Origin of the sequence: Pseudomonas sp. OVF7 (assembly GCF_030644265.1) — a bacterium.
Lineage (GTDB): Bacteria > Pseudomonadota > Gammaproteobacteria > Pseudomonadales > Pseudomonadaceae > Aquipseudomonas > Aquipseudomonas gorinensis.
Window position 1 is genome coordinate 1,391,861 of the sequence record NZ_CP128996.1, and the last position, 17,027, is coordinate 1,408,887.

Annotated in this window: 15 protein-coding genes; 9 read left to right on the forward strand and 6 right to left on the reverse strand. The window is 59.6% G+C overall.

The genetic code is table 11. The features are described 5' to 3' along the window. Positions 1 to 153: 153 nt before the first annotated feature. The 5 genes from QU606_RS06095 to QU606_RS06115 are packed head-to-tail and all read right to left on the reverse strand — an operon-like array spanning position 154 to position 4,781. Positions 154 to 1,074 carry a LysR family transcriptional regulator gene (locus tag QU606_RS06095; RefSeq protein WP_069074975.1) on the reverse strand — a complete coding sequence of 307 codons (921 nt, stop codon included), beginning with the start codon at positions 1,072 to 1,074 and terminating at the stop codon, positions 154 to 156. 59 nt (positions 1,075 to 1,133) lie between these two features. Continuing rightward, entirely contained in the window at positions 1,134 to 1,982 is an 849-nt protein-coding gene (locus tag QU606_RS06100; protein WP_304998228.1) for an ABC transporter permease, read from the reverse strand. Between the two features lie 12 nt (positions 1,983 to 1,994). Then, a complete protein-coding gene (locus QU606_RS06105) occupies positions 1,995 to 2,846 on the reverse strand; it encodes an ABC transporter ATP-binding protein (protein WP_304998229.1) in 852 nt (283 codons plus the stop codon). A gap of 1 nt (position 2,847) precedes the next feature. Further along, on the reverse strand, positions 2,848 to 3,873 hold the full coding sequence (locus tag QU606_RS06110) for an ABC transporter substrate-binding protein (RefSeq protein ID WP_041160807.1): 1,026 nt from the start codon (positions 3,871 to 3,873) through the stop codon (positions 2,848 to 2,850). A 14-nt stretch (positions 3,874 to 3,887) separates the two neighbouring features. Further along, on the reverse strand, positions 3,888 to 4,781 hold the full coding sequence (locus QU606_RS06115) for a TauD/TfdA family dioxygenase (RefSeq protein ID WP_069074977.1): 894 nt from the start codon (positions 4,779 to 4,781) through the stop codon (positions 3,888 to 3,890). A gap of 321 nt (positions 4,782 to 5,102) precedes the next feature. Here QU606_RS06115 and QU606_RS06120 point away from each other — a divergent pair, with 321 nt between their 5' ends. The 5 genes from QU606_RS06120 to QU606_RS06140 all read left to right on the forward strand — a co-directional run bounded on the left by QU606_RS06120 (position 5,103) and on the right by QU606_RS06140 (position 11,715). Next, positions 5,103 to 5,801, forward strand: a complete 699-nt coding sequence (locus QU606_RS06120) for a GntR family transcriptional regulator (protein WP_024072666.1) — start codon at positions 5,103 to 5,105, stop codon at positions 5,799 to 5,801. A 365-nt stretch (positions 5,802 to 6,166) separates the two neighbouring features. Further along, positions 6,167 to 6,925 carry a DUF3050 domain-containing protein gene (locus QU606_RS06125; protein ID WP_304998230.1) on the forward strand — a complete coding sequence of 253 codons (759 nt, stop codon included), beginning with the start codon at positions 6,167 to 6,169 and terminating at the stop codon, positions 6,923 to 6,925. Then, on the forward strand, positions 6,922 to 7,869 hold the full coding sequence (locus tag QU606_RS06130) for a diiron oxygenase (RefSeq protein ID WP_024072664.1): 948 nt from the start codon (positions 6,922 to 6,924) through the stop codon (positions 7,867 to 7,869). The genes QU606_RS06125 and QU606_RS06130 overlap by 4 nt, the downstream gene beginning before the upstream one ends. Continuing rightward, positions 7,866 to 11,237 (forward strand): amino acid adenylation domain-containing protein, encoded by a 3,372-nt coding sequence (locus tag QU606_RS06135; protein ID WP_304998231.1) that lies wholly within the window; start codon positions 7,866 to 7,868, stop codon positions 11,235 to 11,237. The genes QU606_RS06130 and QU606_RS06135 overlap by 4 nt, the downstream gene beginning before the upstream one ends. A 19-nt stretch (positions 11,238 to 11,256) precedes the next feature. Then, positions 11,257 to 11,715, forward strand: coding sequence for an SRPBCC family protein (locus QU606_RS06140; RefSeq protein ID WP_304998232.1), 459 nt, complete (start codon positions 11,257 to 11,259; stop codon positions 11,713 to 11,715). Positions 11,716 to 11,754: 39 nt separating this feature from the next. Here QU606_RS06140 and QU606_RS06145 read toward each other — a convergent pair whose 3' ends face one another. Further along, the gene (locus tag QU606_RS06145; RefSeq protein WP_024072661.1) at positions 11,755 to 13,635 is read right to left on the reverse strand and encodes a methyl-accepting chemotaxis protein; all 1,881 of its coding nucleotides are present in this window, start codon (positions 13,633 to 13,635) and stop codon (positions 11,755 to 11,757) included. Positions 13,636 to 14,149: 514 nt separating this feature from the next. On the opposite strand from QU606_RS06145, the gene rhtA reads away from it, so the two are divergent. The 4 genes from rhtA (at position 14,150) to QU606_RS06165 (ending at position 16,951) form a co-directional block, all read left to right on the forward strand. Beyond that, positions 14,150 to 15,037, forward strand: a complete 888-nt coding sequence (gene rhtA, locus QU606_RS06150; RefSeq protein WP_304998233.1) for a threonine/homoserine exporter RhtA — start codon at positions 14,150 to 14,152, stop codon at positions 15,035 to 15,037. Positions 15,038 to 15,203: 166 nt separating this feature from the next. Next, positions 15,204 to 15,485: a hypothetical protein gene (locus tag QU606_RS06155; RefSeq protein WP_024074413.1), complete on the forward strand. Its 282-nt coding sequence runs from the start codon at positions 15,204 to 15,206 to the stop codon at positions 15,483 to 15,485. 106 nt (positions 15,486 to 15,591) lie between these two features. Continuing rightward, positions 15,592 to 16,323: an SDR family oxidoreductase gene (locus tag QU606_RS06160; protein WP_024074412.1), complete on the forward strand. Its 732-nt coding sequence runs from the start codon at positions 15,592 to 15,594 to the stop codon at positions 16,321 to 16,323. 37 nt (positions 16,324 to 16,360) lie between these two features. Beyond that, complete coding sequence (locus QU606_RS06165) at positions 16,361 to 16,951, forward strand: 2-hydroxychromene-2-carboxylate isomerase (protein WP_102624999.1); 591 nt, start codon at positions 16,361 to 16,363, stop codon at positions 16,949 to 16,951. Positions 16,952 to 17,027 lie beyond the last annotated feature (76 nt).

Consider the following 17,027-nt stretch of genomic DNA (forward strand, 5'->3'; position numbering starts at 1 on the left):
GTACAGGTAACTCGGGATTAGAAATACCCGAGCAGTTTAATCAGGCACATCCATGACAAAAAGTTACATGTTGGCAGGGTATAAGTGCGCCAGGCGCAATCCTGAATTCACCACAGAGCCCCCTCCCACATTTGACTGTACATGACGTACAAATCAGGTCGGCTGCGCTTCCAGCCAGGTGGCGTGGCAACTTTCGCGCATCGTCTCGCGCAGCCATTTATGGGCCGGGTCTTTGTCGAAGCGCGGATGCCAGGATTGAGCCAGGACCAGGGTCGGCAACGAAATCGGCAAGGCGAATGCACGCAGCGGCAATTTCAAGCGATTGGCGCTGTAGAGCGCTTCCTTGGGCACCGGCAGGATCAGGTCGGAGTCGGGCAGCATGAACATCGCACCATGAAAGCCTGGGGCGATCATCGCCACGCGGCGCTCCAGGCCCTGGGCATTCAGGGCGGTGTCGATCGGCCCGCGAGCGATGCCGCGCCGGGAAATGCTGATATGGGAATAACTGGCGAAACGCGCAGCGGTGATGTCTTCATCGAACAACGGGTGGTCTTCCCGCGCCAGGCCGACGAAGGTGGTGGAGAACAGGTTCTGCACCTTGACCTCGGGACTGGAGGGCATGGTATTGCTCACCCGCAGGTCCAGACGCCCTTCGCGCAGCGCCTCGTCGTCGGTGTCGCCTTCCGGTACGAAGCACAGCTCGCACAGGGGCGCCATGCGCTCCATGGTGTCGAACAGGCGTCCGCCGTATACGCCGATGAAGAAGTCATTGGCACGCACGCTGAAACGGCGGCGCAGGGTGCTCAAGTCCACTTGATCCGCCGAACGAAACAACAGCGCCGCCTGCTCCACCACATTGCGCACTTGGCCTTGCAGTTCCAGCGCCTTGGGCGTCGGCACCAGGCCGCGCCCGGCACGCACCAGGATCGGATCACCCACTGCCTCGCGAATGCGCGTGAGCGTGCGACTCATGGCCGCCGGGCTGAGGTTCATCCGCCGAGCGGCGCCCACCACGCTGCCCTCGTCGAGCAAAGCGTCGAGGGCGACCAGCAGGTTCATGTCTGGTAGTTGCATGCCAAGCACTCGTGATCAGTCGGGAGTGAACTGGCCGCAATCGTAGCAGCATGGGCGTATCAGCGCTGCATGCCCCAGCGTTTCACGGTGAGCCGCTCGAAGGTGTCGAACACCAGGTTTTCCACTAACAACCCGATCAGGATCACCACCGCCAACCCGGCAAATACCTTGTCGGTGTACAGCTCATTGCGGTTCTGGAAGATGTACCAGCCCAGCCCCCCCTTGCCGCTTGTTGCACCAAACACCAACTCGGCAGCGATCAGCGTGCGCCAGGCGAATGCCCAGCCGGTCTTGAGGCCGGCGAGAATCGACGGCAGCGCTGCCGGGATCAGGATGAACAGCACAAAGCGCATGCCCTTGAGGCCATAGTTGCGGCCGGCCATGCGCAGGGTTTCGGAAACGCCGAGGAACCCCGAATAGGTGTTGAGCGCCAGAGCCCACAACACCGAATGCACCAGCACGAAGATCAGGCTGTTCTGGCCCAGGCCGAACCACAGCAGCGCCAGCGGCAACAGGGCAATGGCCGGCAAGGGGTTGAACATTGAGGTCAGGGTGCTCAGCAGGTCGCGCCCCAATTGCGTCGACACCGCGAGGGTGGTCAGGGCAAACGCCAGCACGATGCCGATCAGGTAGCCCTTGATCAGTACCACCAGCGAGATGCTCACCTTGCTCAGCAGTTCGCCACTGAGCAGGCCGTCATAGAGCGCGTGAAAGGTCTGCAGGAAACTCGGCAGCAGCAGGTCGTTGTTCTGGTAGCGCGCGACGGCTTCCCACAGGATCGCGAGCACGATCAGGATCAGGCCCTTGCGCAGCCAGCCTTGTTGCCACAGGCGTTGGCGCAGGGGCAGTTCGCGTTCCACGGGGACGCTGAGCAGCGGCTCAAGGGTAATTTCGTATTCCTGGCGCATTGGGCTGCCCTCTTAGTAAGCGATGCGGATGTCGGCGAAACCCAACTCACGTTCGGCCTCGGGCGCTTCATCGAACAGCAGGCGATGAATGCGCCGCGCCGACGCCTGGAACTCCACGCCGCCGAGGCTGTGCAGGTTGTATTGATGGCTGTGGATTTCCGCGCGCACGCGCCCGGGATGGGGGGACAGCAATAGGATGCGATTGCCCACCACCAGGGCTTCTTCGATGGAGTGGGTGACGAACAGCAGGGTGAAACGCACCTCCTCCCACAGCAGCAACAATTCTTCCTGCATCTTGCGCCGGGTCAGGGCATCGAGGGCGGCGAAGGGTTCGTCCATCAGCAGGATCTTCGGCTGCATGGCCAGGGCGCGAGCGATGGCCACGCGGGCTTTCATACCGCCGGAAAGCGTGTGCGGGTAAGCGTCGGCAAAGGCGCTGAGGCCGACTTTGTTGAGGTAGTGCAACGCCCGCTCTTCGGCTTCGCGACGCGGTAGCGTTTTCGACGCCAGCAGCGGAAACATCACGTTCTGCTTGACGGTTTTCCACGGCGGCAACTGGTCGAACTCCTGGAACACCACGATGCGGTCAGGGCCCGGCTGTTCGACCTTTTGCCCCAGCAGGCGAATTTCACCTTCGCAGGGTTTGATAAACCCCGCGATGGACTTGAGCAAGGTGGATTTGCCGCAGCCCGACGGGCCGAGCAACACGTAGCGGTCGGCCGGGTCGATCTCGAAACTGACCTGGTGCGTGGCCCGCACCACGCGCTCGGGAGTACGGTATTCCAGGCTGACGTTGTCCACCGCGAGCAACGGAGCGGTGGTATGCAGGTTGCTGGCCGTGTGGCCTTGCAAGAGCGCGTTCATCTCAACTTCCTTGCAGGGGCTTGGCGTCCTGGAAGAAGTAGTCCTTCCACGATTCCGGCTTGTTCTTGATGGCGCCGACGCGGTAGAGGAATTCCGCCAGCGGGTAGGTATTTTTCGGTGTAACGCTGAACTCGAACTGCGGGTTGTCGATGATTTTCAGCAGTTCGGTACGGTCGATCTTGGCCTTGGTCACGCGGATGTAGGTGTCGGCAGCGGCACCTTTGTCGTTCTGGGCAAACTGCGCGGCTTCGGTCAACGCCTCGACAAACGCCTTGTAGGTCTTGGGGTTGTCGTTGCGGAATTTTTCGGTGGCGAACAGCACGGTCGGCGAATTCGGCCCCAGCAGGTCATAGGTGTTCAACACCACATGCACGTTGGGGTTGGCCAGCGCCTGGTCCTGGAACGGCGGGTTAGAGAAGTGCCCGGTCAACTCGGTACCGCCGGCAATCAACGCAGCGGTGGCGTCAGGGTGCGGGACGGCAACGGTGTACTTGTCGAGGCGATTGAATTCCTTGTCGCCCCACTGCTTGGCGGCGGCGTATTGCAGGAAACGCGACTGTACCGAAACACCCACGGCCGGCACGGCGATGCGGTCTTTGTCGGTGAAGTCGGCGATAGTCTTGACCTTGGGGTTGTTGCTCACCAGGTAGTACGGGAAGTTGCCCAGGGACGCCACGGCCTTGACGTTCTGTTTGCCGTGGGTACGGTCCCAGATGGTCAGCAGTGGGCCAACGCCAGCACCGGCGATATCGATAGAGCCAGAGAGCAGCGCGTCGTTGACCGCCGCGCCGCCGGACAGCTGGGTCCAATCGACCTTGATGTCGAGGCCTTCCTGCTTGCCGTATTTTTCGATCAGGTTCTGGTCGCGCACCACGTTAAGCAGCAGGTAGACGATACCGAACTGTTCGGCAATGCGGATCTCGCCTTCGGCCTGGGCAGCCGTCGGAGCAACCAGGCTGCCCGCCAACAGACTGACACCAAGGCCGACGGTCGCCGCCAGCCGTGCAAATGGAATGTTCCTGGACATGGTCATGCTCCGAATCAGAAAGGCGCGTCGCCCTGGATGGTGGTGCGGTACAGCTTGCGGCGTAGATGGCTGGGGCAGCCGGCGGCCAGGTGGATCAACGAACGGTTGTCCCAGAACACCAGGTCGTGGGGCTGCCATTGGTGGCGGTAGATATTTTCCGGCAGCACGCTATGGGCGTAGAGCTGGGCCAGCAAATCGCGGCTTTCGTCCTCCGGCAAACCGACGATGTGCGTGGTGAAGCCTTCACTGACGAACAGGGCCTTGCGGCCGTTTTCCGGGTGGGTGCGTACGATCGGGTGCACCACTTGCGCGACCTGGGCGAGCTGCTCAGGTGTCAGCGTCGGCCGCCAGTTACCTTCGAACTTGGTCTCGCTGTAGCGCGCGGTGTAGGAATGCGCAGCACTGCGGCCTTCGACAGCTGCACGCAGGTGCCCAGGCAGTTGGTCCCAGGCTTTGTGCATGTCGGCAAACAGGGTGTCACCGCCTTCGGCAGGCAGCTCCTGGGCGTGCAGCATCGAGCCGAGGCTGGGCAGCTCCTTATAGGACAGGTCCGAATGCCAGAATTTACCCGCGTCGCCCAGGCCGATGGATTGGCCGTTTTCGATGATGTTAGAGACGATCAGGATTTCCGGATGGTTGGCCAGCAGGAACTGTTTGAGCACGTGAATCTGCAACACGCCGAAGCGGCGACTGAAGTCGATCTGCTGTTGCGGGGTGATACGTTGGTCGCGGAACACGACGACATGGTGCTCCAGGTGCGCGCGGTGGATGCGGGCGAAGTCCTGGTCGTTGACCGGACGCGACAGGTCCAGGCCGACGATCTCGGCGCCTACGCTGCCGGGTAATGGGCGGACCTCGAAATGCTGGGTAGTAGGGGTCACTGTTGGAACAGTAGAGGCGGCGGACATGAGTTCACTCCCGGTCGGACAGGAGAGTGACTTTATAGATATAAGAACGACATTTTAAATACCATTAGTGAATATCGATAGACAGGAATGTACCGTCGAAAACCCGCCGGCAGCGAAGGCCAACGAATAGACCAGAGCAACGCAGCATCCCGTCCGCGCCCTCTGTAAGATGCCGCAAAAATACACTGTGAGTGCCGTGATCAGCGTGTTTAGCCGCTTACAAGCCGAAAACCTTGCCCGTTTGACAAGCCTGTAGGCAGGCTCTAGTGTGCATTGGATCCAATTAGCCATCCCTCTTCTAAGAAGGAGCAAAGCGTAGCCGTGACGCAGAAGCCGAACCCTTTGAGCAGCATTAAGGTCAGCGGGCCTATTCCCGCTCATCTTGCTCGTTCAGTCATTGAAGAAACCTTGCGCAATGCCATCCTTGATGGTCGATTGCCATGCGGTACCGCCATGCGCCAGCAAGAGCTGGCCAGCCTGTTCGGGGTCAGCCGCATGCCCGTGCGCGAGGCATTGCGTCAGTTGGAGGCACAGTCGCTGTTGCATGTGGTGACGCACAAAGGCGCGGTGGTGGCGCCGTTGATCGAAGACAATTCAGCTGAAACCTACGCCCTGCGCATGCTGCTGGAATCCGAGGCGCTGCGCTTGTCGATCCCCCTGCTCACCGACGCCGACATTGCCGAGGCCGAGGCCTGCATCAATGCCTTGGAGCGTGAGAAGGACTACACCAAGATTGGGCGCCTCAACCGCCTGTTCCACATGGCCCTGTACGGCAAGGCACCGAATCAACGGCTGCTCAAGTTGGTCGAGCATGGCTTGAATGAAGAGGAACGCTTCCTGCGCTTCAACCTCGAGGCGATGGGGCTGGGCGAGACCTCCCAGGAAGATCACCGCGAACTGCTGAAGCTGGTGGCACAGAAGAAGATCGACGAAAGCATCCTGACACTGCGTAATCACTTGATGCGCGGGATGGAGGTAATCGCCACCTACCTCAAGGGCCTTGAAGCGCCCCACTCGTAAGGTTTTCCAGCACCTCGCCTGCCCCCTATGCACTGCGGGGCTTGCTTCCCATCGGGGAGCGTCCCGCGTCGGCACTTCTTAGCCGGAACAACACGCGCCTATTAACGCTGGGACATGAAACTTCCCACCCTTGATAAAACAACTTACCCACAATAAATGCCGCCCCCAGATAAGCAACTAATACACTTATAAGCTTATCCAGGCACTCAATCGGCTTATTGTCTTTCGCCAATAAAAAACCACTTCATCCGGCCACGTAACTCCGCGCCTGCAGGCGGGGCTTGGCCAAACGCTACCTATCTACTTCCAAGCCGTAAACGCCCCCCTGTGTTCAGAGCAGTCGCAACAACTTATAGGCATCAACCATGCATCACACGTTACTTGAGCAAAAAAAACTGCAGTTATGCAGCCATCCGTTATTTGAAGAAATAACTTCACTCAACAAGTTACAACTTTTTATGAAAAGCCATGTGTTTGCGGTATGGGACTTCATGACGCTCACCAAACGCCTTCAACAAGACTTGACCTGTACGCAGTTGCCCTGGCTTCCCCCCGTCGACCCGCAAGCCGCCCGCCTGATCAATGAGATTGTGCTGGGCGAGGAATCGGACGAGCGCCTGGGACAAGGTCATTGCAGCCACTTCGAGTTATACCGCGACGCCATGGTCGAAGTGGACGCCAGCACCGCCGCCATTGACACCTTCATTACGCTGCAACGCCAGGGCATGAAGACCAATACCGCGTTGCAACACATCGACGTGCTACCTGGCGTAGCCCGTTTCGTCGAGAGTACGCTGCACATTGCCTTGAACGCACCGACCCATTGTGTGGCAGCCGCCTTCCTGCATGGCCGCGAAAGCGTCATCCCGTTCATGTTCGAACGCCTGCTGCGGGGTAGCGAGGTCATCCATCGCCGAGCGCCCACCCTGGGCTATTACCTCCACCGTCACATTGAGCTGGATACCCAAGGCCATGAGCCAGGGGCGCAACAGTTGCTTCAACGCCTGGTCGGCGCAGACCCACGCCGCCAGGCGCAGGCCGCTGAAACCGCGCTCCGGGCCGTGGAAAACCGCATGATCCTCTGGGACGACGTGCTGGCCTCGTTGCAAACGGTGCGCCCATGAACATCGCCAACTACCGCTCCATCGCCGAAGACTGGGAGCGTCGAGCAACCATTCGCACACGCCCTCGCCGCCAAATGGAAAACGACGACAAGCTGATCTATCCGCTGTGCCGCCAGCCATTGGCGCTCTGTGCGACCTTTCTCGAACATTGCCCGCAATGGCGCGACTTTGTGCTGGTGCAAAGCTTCTACAAATTCATCAACGATGTGGTGATTTTCGAAACCGAGATCGTCGACAAGACCGCTCGCCGCATTGCCAAGAACCGCTTCGCCCTGCCCTTCCCCCTCGTGTGCCGCTACGACGCGATGACTGTCGTGGTCGATGAGGATTACCACGCCCTGGTGGCATTGGATTTCCTCCAACAGACCGTGGCGATGACCGGCATACAACCGCTCGATCTGCCACGGGAAATCGAGCTGAGCCGTGCCTTGCCAGCGGCGCTGGCACAGGCCCCGGCGCACCTGCACGACGCCGTGGAACTGATCGGCGTGGCCATCGCCGAAAATACCGTCACCCAGGACGTCGCCGCGTTTTCCAACGACGAGAGCGTCAAGTCATCTGTCCGCGGACTGATGGCCGACCACCTGTTTGACGAAGGGCGCCATGCACAGTTCTGGACACGCTTGGTGCGCCTCTATTGGGAGGCGGCCAGCGTGGATGATCGCGACGGTATTGCCCGAGCCCTGCCGACGTTCCTGGCGCACTACCTGACCCATGACCTGCAGAAAGCCTTCGACCTTCAACTGATTGACCATCTGGACGTCAGCGCCAGCACTCGCGGTGCATTGAGGGCCGAGATAGAAGCACTGGACTTTCCCATCACCCGCCAACATCCGCTGATCGCCAACATCATGGGGTTCCTGCACCACAGTGGGCTGCTGCAGACACCGAGCATCGCCCAGGCGCTGGACGATTATCTGTTGCTGGCCGGGAGAGCGGCATGAGGCGCCTGACGATTGGCTGGGGCGGTGTCAGTACCGCATTGGGTACGGTGAGGCAGGTGCTGGAGCAATACGGACATCGGTCTGGCGATGAAATGACTGACCTGGTGATCGAAGACGGCAGCCAGCCCTTGCCTCTCCATTTGCACGAACCCCCACGCATCAGCTTGCGCCTGGGCATAGGCCCTGTGGGCGACAACGGTTTGCCCGCGCTGCAGTTACGCGGCTATGAGAACAACCGGCGCCTGATCGCTGCGATTGATCTTGCTGAAGAACCCAGCGGAAACGGTCAACGATTGCGCAGGCAGGCCACGAACGCGCTGTTGGAATGGGTGGCCTTGCACGTCAGCAGCCTCGCGCGCGACCCTGGGCATCTTGCGAGCGAAGCCTGCGCCAACACGTGGCCCGAGCAAGGCTTGCAAGCGCTGGAGACGCTGGCGTACCTGCATCGGTTTAATCGCACAGCGGCGCCAGCCCTGTTGCAGGCCGCCCAAGTGCCGATGATCGAGCGGTTGCGGGCCAGCCTTCTCGCCTTTGCCGAGCGGCCCGCCCTGAACATTGCGGGCAACGTGGTGACTTACCGGCAGTTACAGGTTCGAGCGTCAGCCATCCAGCAACAGCTTGGCCCACTGCTGGAGAGCCGTGCGGCGCCAGCGGTAGTTGGCGTTTGCCTGGAAAAATCCACCGCGCTGTATGCCAGTATTCTTGCCGTGCTGGGCTGTGGCGCGGTGTACCTGCCGCTCACATCGGACCATCCACCGCAACGCCAGCAAGCCATGCTGGAAAGTGCTGGCGCCCAGGTATTACTGGACGACGGCCAGCATCCGCTGCGGGAGCGCTTCGTGGCACTGGACGTGAGCACCGTCAGCCAGCCAGATACCTCCCACCCCTTGGGTGTCCGGCATCCCGACATCCATGCCCCGTGCATGGTGCTCTTCACCTCGGGCACCACCGGCCGGCCCAAGGGTGTACTGCTCAGCCAAGGTAACCTCGCCCACTTCACCGCCTGGTTTGGCAGCTGCATGGAGTTGAGCGAACAAAGTCGCGTACTGCAATTTGCCTCGTTGAATTTCGATGCGTCGCTGATGGACATTTTCCCCGGCCTGATCGCCGGTGCGCAGTTGTTCGTTCCCAGCGAGGCACAGCGGCGCGATCCACAACAACTGGTGGAGCTGATCCGCCAAGAGCGGATCAGTCATGCGTTCCTGCCGCCGGCACTGCTCAGCATTCTGCCATTGGCGCGACCGTTGGGCCTTTCGCACCTGCTCACTGGCGGTGATGCCTGCGAGCCGTATGTGATCGAACGATTGGCCGGGCAGTGCCAGTTGCATAACCTCTACGGACCGACCGAAGCCACTGTGCTGGTCACCCATCGAACTTTGCAACCCGCCGATGGCAACCGCAACCTGGGCCGCCCGATCGCCAACAGCCAAGTGCTGATCCTCGACGAGCACCTGCAACCCGTGGACGAGCAGGTGATGGGCGAACTGTACATCGTCGGCCCCGGGGTCGGCCTGGGGTACCTGGACGCAACGCAGACGCATGACGATCCTTTCGTCGAGCTGGCGTTGCCGAGTGGGGAAACCCTGCGGGCTTACCGAAGTGGCGATCTTGCGAAGTGGACCGCCGACGGTATCGAGCTGGGCGGGCGACGAGATGCACAGGTGAAGATCCGCGGGGTGCGGGTCGAGCCCCAGGAAATCGAGGAGTGCCTGCGTAACAGCCGACTGTTCCGCCAAGTGGCGGTGGTGATTGATGGTGAGCGCAGGATCCGCAGCATTGTCGCTCAGCCGGAGCCGGGCGCCACGATGGCCGACCTGAAGCAGCATGCACAACAGTGGTTGCCGGATTACCTGCAACCCGACGTGTGGACCGAGTTGCCCAACCTGCCGTACTCCAGCAACGGCAAAATCGATCGCCAGGCGTTGCTGGCGTTGCCCGTTCAACCTGCGTCGAATACCAAGGGCCAGGCAGCGCAGACGCCCTTGCAAATGCAGCTGGCGGAACTATGGAGTGAACTGTTGCGGTTACCCGTGGAGGCGTTCTCGATGGATGACAGCTTCTTCAACCTGGGTGGCCATTCCATCCTGTTATCGACGCTGCTGCTGCGGATGCGTGAGCAACTCGGCCGCAGCCTGCCCTTGAATCGCTTCTTTGAAATGCCGACGATTCGCACCCTCGCACTGCTGATGGAAGACGCTGTGTTACCGGATGCCCCGTGCGGCCAGGCGGTCCGGGATGCGTTGCGAGACCCGATGATCGAGGTGCTGTCCGATGAACGCATGGGTGATCCGCGCAAAGTGATCGTTACAGGCGCCAACAGCTTTATCGGCGTGCATATCGTCGAGGCCCTGCTGGCTGGCGGTGCAACAGAGGTCGCCTGCCTGGTGCGTGAACTGCCAGGTCAACCGGCAGCGACGCGGTTCGCCCAGGCGTTGAGTGAGTATCGCCTGGAACATTTGGACCTGAGCCGAGTACAGGTGTACGCCGCAGACATCAGTCAGCCTCGCCTGGGCCTGACGGGTGAGGTGTATGAGTCTCTTGCCCAGGACTATGGCGCCCTGGTGCACAACGCGGCGCAGGTCAATCACGTGATGGATTATGCCTCGCTGGCAAAACACAACGTCGAGCCAGTGCTGGAGTGCCTGCGCCTGTGTGAGACCCGCTGCAAGAAGGTCCTCAATTTCATCTCGACACTGTCGGCATGCAGCAGTATCGACGCCCGTGGGCATGTGCTCGAAACGCCAGCCGCGGCGACCCCGCCGATCTACCTCAAGAATGGCTATAACTTGTCCAAATGGGTCGCCGAGCGGCTATTGGCGCACGCGACGACACAAGGTGCCTGGGTCAACATTCATCGTCCGGGAAATATCAGTTTCAACAGCCGCAACGGTGTTTGCCAGCCACAGAAAAATCGCTTGATGCTGATGCTCAAGGGGTCGTTGCAACTGGGGCTGGTCCCACGCCTGGAGGTGAACTTCGACCTGATGCCCGTGGACTTTTTCGCCCAATTTCTCGCATTCCACTGCGGCCGTTTTGATGCCGGGCTTAACGTATTCAACCTGCACAACCCACAGCCATTGAGCTGGGATCATTACCTCGATGCGTTCAGCCAGATGGGCTACCGGTTTGAGCGTGTCAGCGTTGCGCACTGGCAGCGCGCGCTGCGAACGGTGGGCCCTGAAAATGCGTTATTTGGCGTGCTGGGCTTTTACCTGGAGGGGCTGGATGAAGACATCGGAGATACCTCAATGATCCGTCATGACAATGCCCGTGCGGGCATAGAGAAAATGGGCACGCAGTATCCCGACAAGAACTCGGCGCTGCTGCGCAAGGGCTGTGACTACCTCAAGGCCATCGGCTTTCTCTGAACTGCTTCAGGACCCCCTCATGAAACCGCTGCAACCCGATACATTGATCCGCAACCCCCAAGGCACACCCGTGGTGGCGTCTGTCATCGTCAACCGCGAGGCGGCTCGCCTGTGGGACGTGGTGGGTCACTTTGCAGGCTTTGATGCCTTCATTCCTACCCTGTCGCACATCGAGATGACCGGTGTTGGCGTGGGTGCTTTGCGCACGAAGTATTTTCACGATGGCCACTGCGTCGTAGAGCAACTCAATAGCCATGACGATAAGGCCATGTGCATGACCTGGACCACGATCTACAACACCCTCGGCGTGGCCCATTTGTGGGCAGCGATGAGCGTGGAGGCCCTTGGCGCCGGAAGCGCACGGGCGACCTGGACCCTGATTGGCGAACCCATCGAGATGCCGCAGGCTGAGTTTGAAGGGTTTATCCAAGGGTTCGCCGACAACGCACTGGAGAACGTGCGCCGGATGCTCGGCTAAGCAATAGGAGCGAGAAGCCTCGCTCCGATGCCATCAAGGTCAGATCTTGAAGCTGTCGACCAATTGCTTCAAACGGCTGGCCTGCTGGGACAGTGCATCGCAATCCTTCAACGTTTCGTTGAGATTGGCCACGCCTTGTTGGTTCAGCAGATTGATCTGATTGATGTCGACGTTGAGGGTTTCCACAACAGCGGTCTGCTCTTCGGTGGCGGCGGCGACCGATTGGTTCATGCCGTCGATTTCAACGATGCGCTGCGTCACGCTGATCAGGCGCTCACCCGCCTGGTTAGCCACTTCGACACTCTCTTCGCTGGAGGTCTGGCTGGCGTTCATGGTGGTCACCGCCTCACGCGAGCCCACTTGCAACGAAGTGATCATTTTGTGGATCTCCTCCGCGGACTCCTGGGTGCGGTGGGCCAGGTTGCGCACCTCATCGGCAACCACGGCAAATCCTCGACCGGCTTCCCCGGCACGCGCCGCTTCGATCGCAGCGTTGAGCGCGAGCAGATTGGTCTGTTGGGAGATGCCTTTGATCACATCGAGAATGTGGCCGATGTTGTCGGTGCTCGCGTTCAGGGTTTCGATCTGGGTGCAGGACTGGCTAATTTTTTGCGACAGTTCCGACATCGCCAGGATGGTTTGCTCCACTACTTTGCGCCCATCGTCAGCCTGCTCGCTGGCACCGCTGGCGTGCTGCGAAGCATCGGCGGCGTTACGTGCGATTTCCTGGGTGGCGGCCCCCAGCTCGTTAATGGCGGCCGCGACGCTGTTGGTCCGCGCACTCTGCTCGTCGGAGCCGATGATCGAGGCGTTGGAGGACGCCATCACACGCTGGGACAGGTCATGCACCTGGCGCGTCGCCGAAGACACTTCGGAGATGGACGCATGGATACGCTCGACGAATTGGTTGAATGCACTGCCTACCTCGCCAAACTCGTCCTTGCTGGTGACGTCCAGCCGACGGGTCAGGTCGCCTTCGCCCTGGGCGATATCCTGCATGGCAACACCCATGGTAGTCAGGGGCCGCAGCAAGACTTGGATCAGCAGGCTCAAGAGCACCGCGATCGCCACCACCGCAATCAGCATGGCAATCAACGCTGATGTACGGAATTTACCCAACGGGGCGTAGGCCTTGTCCTTATCGATCGACAGGCCAATGTACCAGTCTGCGCCTGGCAAGCCGCCGATAGGGGTGAACGCCAAAATGCGATCCTGCCCATTGAGTACCACGTCCTGACTGGTCTTTTCGATACGTACGCCGGTGCCAGGGTAGATGTCCTTGAGGTTCTTCATCACTTGGTCCTGGTCGGGACTGACGATGACCTGGCCGTCGCCGCTGACCAGGAACGCATGGCCGATGCCGCCAAAGTCCACCGAGTTGATAATCTTGACCAGGGTTTGCAGGCTCAAGTCACCGCCGACCACGCCCAGCAGTTCACCGTTCTTTTTCACCGGCATGGCGATGGTCACGATCTGCCCACCCACCGCCGCCATGTAGGGAGGGGTCAGCATGGTCTTATCGGCAGCCACGGCTTGTTTGTACCAAGGCCGCTGGCGCGGGTCGTAACCATCGGGCATTTTCGCGTCCGGGCGCTGTGTGAACACGCCGTTGGTCTGACCGACATAAGTGAACTGGAAGTTTGCAGTGAGCGCAGGTTGGTCGACCAAACCCGGGAGGTCCGCACCACTGCCTTGATGGGCAATGTTTTGCGCCAGGTTTTCGAGTACGAGTATTCGCCCACTCAGCCAGTTCTGCACACTGCTGGCGGTAAGTTCACCGGATTGCTGGATGGACGATTCCAGGTTTTGCTTGATGGTGCTGCGCTGCAGGTAGTCGTTGTAGAGCGTGAATAACGCGAAGGCCAGAACCACGACGCCTGACGCGGCCAACAGAATTTTATGACTGAACTTAAGATTCATTTCATCGACTTCTTTTGCCAAAAGGGTGGGCGTGCCGAGTGGAACATTCCATGTACGGTATAGGCGGACTCTCGGTTCGCTCTATTTCGGTGCACGCATGGCTCGTCAGGCTTTCGGCCAAATGGAGTGAAATCTTAAGCCTTTGTGCGAAACTTCCTCTTTTTGAGTGTGAAACCGACCAGTGGTAGCCAGCTAGCCCGTTGTTGCGAACCCCATTCGCAATATGAACGCTTGCGCGAAGCTCACCACTACAACGAATGAGCTTGGCCGCGGATGCAGGGGATGCGCTCGGGACGGGCCTATTATTTTCCCCATAAACGACAAAACCCCTGTCTGCGCAAGCAAACAGGGGTTTCGGAATTCGGAATTTCTATCAAACCACCGAAAACACCTGACATTCCTTCTATATAGGACGTTTGGCAGCGATAGTTGGGCAATATATTGCTCATTACTCAACAGTTCAGCATCATAGCGACCTCTGCTTCTCTACTATGACCTTGGACGACACACCTCAATGACCACCCCACCCCGCAGCCTGGCCTCGGCATTGTTTCCAGTAGGCCTGCTGTTAATCGCCATGGCCTCCATACAGTCCGGCGCTTCGCTGGCCAAGAGCATGTTCCCTATCATCGGCGCACAAGGCACCACGACCCTGCGCCTGATTTTCGCCAGCGTGATCATGCTGCTTCTATTGCGCCCCTGGCGCGCAAAGCTGACGGCCAAGTCCCTGCGCACCGTAATCGTCTACGGAATGGCGCTGGGCGGCATGAACTTCCTCTTCTATATGTCCTTGCGCACCGTCCCCCTGGGCATTGCAGTAGCACTCGAATTCACGGGCCCCCTCGCCGTGGCTATCTATGCATCACGGCGAGCGGTGGACTTCCTGTGGATTGCCCTCGCGATCATTGGCCTGCTACTGCTGATCCCGATGGGGGAAGCCAGCAGTGGCATTGACTTGATCGGCGCGGGCTACGCATTGGGTGCGGGCGTCTGCTGGGCGCTGTATATCCTGTTTGGCCAAAAAGCCGGCAACGACAACGGCGTACAAACCGCCGCGCTGGGCGTCATGATTGCCGCCCTCTTCGTCGCACCGATTGGTATCGTCCATGCCGGTACTGCATTGCTGACACCCGCCCTGATCCCTATCGCCATTGGCGTCGCCATTCTGTCCACCGCCTTGCCCTATACCCTTGAAATGGTCGCCCTGACCCGACTACCCGCCCGCACCTTCGGTACGTTGATGAGCATCGAGCCCGCGTTCGGCGCGCTTTCCGGCCTGTTTTTCCTGCATGAGCACTTATCCCTCGCCCAATGGCTGGCCATCACCTGCATCATCCTGGCCTCCGTAGGCGCCACATTGACCATGCGCAATGAATCCAAACCACTGGTGCCCGCCGACTAATCATCTTTCGAGGTAGCTCTGGTATTTGCCGCTCATTTAGGCCATGTTTAGTCGGTAAACCAATGTCATTCATGGAGAATTTCGACAAGGACAGCCCGAACGCTACAATCGAGAGCGAGTAAGGCCAGCTCCAGGCTTTTTTGCGGAGCGGCTATTAAGGATAGGAATGAAGCGAATTTTGATACTGTTCATGGTCGTGGCCATTGCTGGCTGTGCCGCGACCACCAAGACAGAAGTGAAGCGGGGCAAAAAAGGGCTGCATATCAACTGTTCGGGCCTGTCGTCCTCCTGGGACCAGTGCTACACCAGTGCCACCAATTCTTGCGGAGCCAAGGGCTACCGGGTTATCGCCAAATCCGGTGACAATTCCGAGGAGCCTGGGGACTACCCCTTCGGCCTCAACCCTGCTGGCTACACCAGCCGCAGCATGATCGTCATCTGTAAGTAGTCACCCGAGCAGTCCCCGACTGCTCCGATCAAATTCCTGACACAAACCTGCCCTTTGCGATGCTGTGGCTACACTCCTGCTTGATCACCGAGCCAAAGGAGTTCCCATGACGCACAACAAGAAAATCGTTTTGGTAGTGGGTGCGGGCGATGCAACCGGCAGCGCCATTGCCAAACGCTTTGCCCGCGAGGGGTATGTGGCCTGCGTCACCCGTCGCAGCGCCGACAAACTGCAGCCGCTGGTGGACAGCATCCAGCTGGCGGGCGGCCAAGCCCATGGTTTTGCTTGCGATGCGCGCAAAGAAGAAGGCGTTATCGCACTGATCGAACAGATCGAAAGCGAACTGGGCCCTATCGAAGTCCTCGTCTTCAATATCGGCGCCAACGTCCCCTGCAGCATCCTGGAAGAAACGGCGCGCAAATACTTCAAGATCTGGGAGATGGCGTGTTTCTCCGGTTTCCTGAATGCCCGCGAAGTCGCCAAACGCATGGTTACGCGCAACCGCGGCACCATCCTGTTCACCGGCGCCACGGCAGGTCTGCGTGGAGCTGCAGGGTTTGCCGCGTTCGCCGGCGCCAAGCACGGAATTCGCGCCCTCGCCCAAAGTATGGCGAGGGAATTAGGCCCCCGAGGTATCCACGTCGCCCACGTGGTGGTGGACGGCGCTATCGATACCGCGTTCATTCGCGACAATTTTCCGCAGAAATATGCCCTCAAGGATCAGGACGGCATTCTCAACCCCGACCATATCGCCGATAACTATTGGTTCCTACATAGCCAGCCACGGGACGCCTGGACTTTCGAACTGGACCTGCGCCCCTGGAACGAGCCCTGGTAGTCACGCCCTTCATAACAATAAGCAGCGAGCAGCAACCATGGATAAGACCCTGGAGTTCTTCTTCGACCTCGGCAGTCCCGCCACTTACCTGGCGTATACCCAGCTCCCTGCCCTGTGCGCCGAAACCGGCGCACTGCTGGTGTATCGGCCAATACTATTAGGGGGCGTATTCAAGGCGACCGGCAACGCTTCCCCGATCACCGTCCCCGCCAAAGGTCGCTACCTGTTGGATGACCTGGCGCGATATGCCCGACGCTACAAGGTTGTGCTCAAGTTCAGCCCGCACTTCCCTATCAATACGCTGGTATTGATGAGGGCAGTTACCGGCATGCAAATGCACCAACCTGAACGCTTCCAGGCCTTCATCGACTGCCTGTTCCACGCCCTCTGGGTAGAAGGCCGTCATTTGGGAGACCCCGCCGTCGTGGCCACAGTCCTCACTGAGCAGGGTTTCGATCCGGAACAAGTATTGGCCCTGTCCAACGATGAAGTCGTAAAAGCCGCCCTCAAGGACAACACCGAACGAGCCGTTCAACGCGGGGTGTTTGGTGCGCCCAGCCTGTTTGTAGGAGATCAGTTGTTTTTCGGCCAGGACCGTCTGGAGTTTGTACGGGAAGCCCTTGGCTGAATTTCGATCGTCGACCGCCCTTGAACGTCCCCTTGCGAACCCGTCTTAGGCGGCAACGATTGAATGGGGGCTCGGC